Raw genomic sequence first — 4,803 nt, 5'->3', positions numbered from 1 at the left:
TCTAGAAATAGTAAGTGGGAATCAGGATTTGTTAAAATCCCTGCTGTCTCTAGATTGCATAACTTCATCGGGTGCGTATGATGAGCCACTTACTAAGAAACGTTACTTCTATTTCAGCAGCGATTTCACCGACAATTTTCGTAAGTTTTTCCTAAAAGGATTTAATACACAAGCAGAAGCACATCTTGATGAAGATACAAACAAGCGAATTGATAACAACAAAATCAAAGAACTATTTGATGGAAATCGGATCGATAAGATTTCTCGGGTAGGAGATATAGAAGAGTGGCATTTGGTCAATACAGATGATTTTGCCCACGTTTTCCACATACACCAGCTCGATTTTGTAGTGACTAAGTTTACCTTTCCTGGTACTTTGGATGATGTTCCCGACACATACAATAATTACCAGGTAGATAAAGCTCATTGTCAAACTGTGCCCCTTCCTTATCGTCAAAACCAAGAGGTAACTGAGAATGATCCTACTATCGGACAAGAATGTCCTCTGTTAACCCAGGGATATCGAGATGTAATTAACTTACCTAAACACAGTGTAACTACAGTCCGTATTCCCTTCGTGAATCCCTTTATTACTGGTGTATTTGTTTATCACTGCCATATACTAATACATGAGGATCTTGGCATGATGAATAATATCAAAGTGATAAATCCAAAAGGATTTAACGAATCACAAATGAAACAACTGAAAGCCGTTATCGAATCTTTTAGAAACAAATCTAAGAGTTAGATTGAAGCCAAGGTAAAACAAGGACAAAAATTTAATTTCTGGAGTAGTCTATGATGAACTCCCTGATTTGATTTTTAACCTTTAAACCTTCAGAAATTACGTCTAAGTAGAGACTTTCCAAGGAAAGTTTCTACTTTTTTCCTGATGTCTAATATCAAATCCGTTTGCTTTGGAGTATTATAAGAAACCTGGTTTGTGGGAGGTAGGGGGCATTTAAAACAAACCCTGTTTCTGCGCTTTTTTATACCGATACTACCGGATTTGATATTACTCTTTTCTCACTATAGAACTAGCAAAAGATTAATCAGGAATAGCATCGGGCAATTCCTCTTCCAGTAATCTGAGGCGAGGATACTGATAAGCAGCAATTGTTCCCACAATTGCTAATAAACCGATAACAATGTCTAGAAGACCAACTCCACGACCTTGGCCAACTCCAATTATTTTTCCTATATTTCCAGCTAAAAGACCATCAGGAGTCATCAGAGGTTCAAAAATAAAATCGTCTAGAGGACCGGCGATCGCATAACCAAGGGTTAAACTCACACTAACAATGGGAGCTTTCAAACCAAACACCCTTCCCTGAGCTTCTGGAGGTACTTTCTTTTGAAACATGACCTGCACTAAACCATTAACAACAGGATATGTAGCTAATAAACAAAAGTCAGAAACAGTGAATAGAGATAGAGAAGGGCGTAAACCCGCCAATATCATGAAAAAACCTGCTATGAGGGTAAAGCCAAATATAGTTTGGATGTAATAATTCTGAGCTTTCCATATACTCATCATCAGGCTACTTAATACTACTCCAGAACTGCCAATGGATAAAACAATCCCCAGACCAGTGGGGGAGGTGAGAGATAAAACTAGGGGAGTAGTAAGAACATTAAATAATCCTATAAATAGATTATAAGTAGCAAAGAAAATTAATAACCCTAGTAATCCTGGTTTAGCAATGAGGCAATTCCAGCCATAGATAACCTCTTTCAAAAACGATTTGTCTAATGTCTCTTCATATAAATTGCTTAATTCCTGAAATTTAACTAGCATCAAAGGAACAATCGCAAAAAATAAAGTAGCAAAGTCAATGACAATGATGCCTGGGATGTGAACAATAGGGAGCAATATACCTGCCAAAACTGGTGCAATGAGTTTAGATACACCCCGCCCCAAACTGGTTAAACCACTGGCACGGGGTAGGTTTTCCTTTGGTACTAACAGAGTAGTGGCAGCAGCATAAGCATTAGCCTGAAAGGTACTGAAGCAAGCACTGAGAGCTTCAATGATGTACAAATGCCAAATTTCTAGGTTTCCTGTGATGAATAACCAAGCTATACTTAAAGTGCAAAGACCAGCACAAAAATCAGCAATAACCATTGTCCAGCGACGGCTCCAGCGGTCTACAAATCCTCCTGCTATTGGGGAAATAAGTAGACTAGGCAAGCTACCACACAAAACCAGTAAACCAAACTGGGTAACTGAGCCAGTTTCTTGAAACAACCAGACATTGAAGGCAAACTGAGTTAAGCGAGAACCTACCAGAGAGAGAAATTGTCCAATCCAAATGATAATAAATATTCTCATCTAGTCTTATATAATATCAAATCCATTGGCTTCAGAGTAATATCATTCCTTTGGTCGTCATACAATACATAGGGGCGAATGGCCATTCGCCCCTACAATATAGACTCTCATATTTAATACTGAATAAGACTGATGCTACCGGATTTGATATCCGTATTATCTTCATTGTTATTTTTTGTGCAACAAAACTTTCTAGGACTTTCCCTGATTGTTCCCCGAAGAATTAAAAAACGCCCGATCGCTTTCTTGCCCCAGTATTTCCTGACCAATTGAGGCTAAAACGCGATCGCAATTATCATGGAGGGTATAGAACGATAAATCGCGATAAATGCGCTCCAAAGGACTAGGTTGAATCATCCCACGAGCGCCACACATCCGAGTACAGTGTTCCAAGGTCTCCATGGCCAATTTTTCTGACAAATAACGAAAGCGGTTACCAGCTTGTTTTGCCTCCTGGTGTTGACCTGCTTCCCACAGGCTAGCCACTTTTCGCAGCCACAAGTCCATAGTTTCAATATTCATGGTTGATTTCGCAATTCGATGCTGCACATAAGCATCCTGTTCCCTCCCTTGCTTTTTAATATGAGCTAGGGCATAAGCATAAGCCCCTTCTGCTGCCCCCAAAAATGCAGCTCCATACTGAGGAGTAAAGCGAGTTTGCCACTCTTCCAGCAAGTATTGCCCTGGATAGCCAATCAGATTTTCGTCAGGAATAAACGTGCGGTCGAATTGTACGCGATAACTTACACTACCCCGCATTCCAATTGGTTTCCACCAGGTTGAGTCAAAGCTTACACTTGGGTCTGATAAATCACAGGCTAACATCAACACCGAATTCACTGGTCCATCGTGATGACGAACAGCTCCTGTTCCTGCTGTACTCACAAACAAGATAGCCCATTCTAGTCCATCCGCTCCTGTGGCAAAGACCTTGGAACCATCAACAATATAGCCCCCCTCTACAATTTTAACTGTTGTACCAATACCAGTAGTTTGCCCAGGGACTTTGGAGAGAGGTTCGCCACTCCAACCAGCCCATTTTTCACCTCGTTGCACAATTCCTTCAAACCAACGTTGCTTTTGAGCTTCATTAGCACTGGCAGCCAATAATACTTGTATATTAGTATGTCCTTCCCAGCAACGAGTGAAGGCCAAATCTACCTTTGCTAATTCTCGTGTCATCATCCAGAGGGTGAGGATATCGCTGCTGTGACCTAAGCCTAAACCACCATACTTAATTGGTACAGCCGGAGCATGAAGACCTGCGTCAAACAGAGTCTCAAAGTTTTCTGTGGGGAAGCTTGCTGTCTTGTCATACTGAGCTGCACGGGAGGCAAACTGTTCCTGAGTTAGCTGGCTTAAACGCTTGAGGACAGTTTGTCGATCGTAGATAATATGAGTTTGCACAGTTTATTTAGCAGAAAATTTTCTTGTTTATTATTAATATTATCGGCTTTATTGCACACAGGAATAAATTAGGGTAGAAAGATTCAGTGGGTGGTACAAAAAACCATTACCAGGTAATCTTTACAGCGAGGAGTATGTCAAACTTTGCTCTACCCCAAATCTAACAACTCTGGGGTGGACTAAAGAGGATTTTTTTTGTACCCATTGGCCTTTTTAATAATATTGGTAAGTATAATCCCACCCATCATGTTCATGGAGAGTATAAAGATTCAGGAGAACATCAAACCATAAAAATTACTTACGGATATTCCAGGGATGGACGCCCAGATTTAAAAAAACTAGAGAAAAGAATTCAAAAAGATGAGTTAGCATCTCAAAAAAAGCTCCGTGAATTAAGCTCTCAAGAATTTGCTTGTGCTGCTGATGCGCTCAAAAGCAGTATCTCGCCTTTTGAAAAAATCTAAATACCACAAACTGATAGAGTTAAAAATAACCACAGTTAACAACTCCGAAATTCATAATTCATTCAGCTATAAAGTTGAGGCTAAAGTAGCTATTTGTGAAGAAAAAGTAGAAATTGAAAAACGAAGCGCCGGACGATTTGTATGGGCAACTAATGTTTGAAATACAGAAGAATTAACTGCTGAAGAAATGATCTCTAAATACAAAAAGCAACAGTTGGTGGAACTAGGTTTTAGTTTCCTGGCCATACCCGATGTTTTTAACTCATAGTATTGTCCTTAAATCCTCAAAACGTATCGAAGCTTTGGGATTAATTGTAAAAGAAGACTATTATTTTGGCTTTGGCGAACTAGAAGCAGAAAATTATCGCCACACACTACATTATTATCCCTATTATCAAAATAACATGGGTAGCGCAACCTCGCCTTTTAAGGCGAAATATTTTTGGAGCCTTGCTCAAATCCCCGTTACAAAAATAACTTCTGAGTGTCTTTAGTGTGTCTTACATTCTGGAGGGGCTGTGTGCGGAATGACTTCTGCACAGTAGGTGCCCCGTAGGAGAAGTCAGAACCTAGTGTGTAATTCTGAGGTCTCCTACGGGA

Annotated in this window: 5 protein-coding genes; 3 read left to right on the top strand and 2 right to left on the bottom strand. The window is 39.9% G+C overall.

Annotated features, from left to right (window positions below):
• Positions 1–748 (top strand): multicopper oxidase domain-containing protein (locus F6K13_RS18770; protein WP_287287989.1); only part of this gene is annotated, 748 nt, incomplete at its 5' end.
• Positions 749–1,048: 300 nt separating this feature from the next.
• On the opposite strand, the gene F6K13_RS18765 is transcribed toward F6K13_RS18770, so the two are convergent.
• Positions 1,049–2,332, bottom strand: coding sequence for an MFS transporter (locus F6K13_RS18765; RefSeq protein WP_287287987.1), 1,284 nt, complete (start codon positions 2,330–2,332; stop codon positions 1,049–1,051).
• Positions 2,333–2,524: 192 nt separating this feature from the next.
• Complete coding sequence (locus tag F6K13_RS18760; protein WP_287287985.1) at positions 2,525–3,739, bottom strand: acyl-CoA dehydrogenase family protein; 1,215 nt, start codon at positions 3,737–3,739, stop codon at positions 2,525–2,527.
• Positions 3,740–4,189: 450 nt separating this feature from the next.
• Here F6K13_RS18760 and F6K13_RS18755 point away from each other — a divergent pair, with 450 nt between their 5' ends.
• Positions 4,190–4,363, top strand: a complete 174-nt coding sequence (locus F6K13_RS18755) for a hypothetical protein (protein ID WP_287287983.1) — start codon at positions 4,190–4,192, stop codon at positions 4,361–4,363.
• Positions 4,364–4,454: 91 nt separating this feature from the next.
• Positions 4,455–4,697, top strand: a complete 243-nt coding sequence (locus F6K13_RS18750; RefSeq protein WP_287287981.1) for a hypothetical protein — start codon at positions 4,455–4,457, stop codon at positions 4,695–4,697.
• Positions 4,698–4,803 lie beyond the last annotated feature (106 nt).

It is taken from the genome of Okeania sp. SIO2B9 (assembly GCF_010672505.1).
GTDB lineage: Bacteria > Cyanobacteriota > Cyanobacteriia > Cyanobacteriales > Microcoleaceae > Okeania > Okeania hirsuta.
The sequence above is the reverse complement of the archived record's forward strand: the minus strand, read 5'-3'. Positions and strand labels throughout refer to the sequence as shown.

Coding starts and splice junctions, on each gene's coding strand:
- F6K13_RS18765 (WP_287287987.1), bottom strand. CDS start 2,332: ATGAGAATATTTATTATCATTTGGATTGGACAATTTCTCTCTCTGGTA.
- F6K13_RS18750 (WP_287287981.1), top strand. CDS start 4,455: ATGTTTTTAACTCATAGTATTGTCCTTAAATCCTCAAAACGTATCGAA.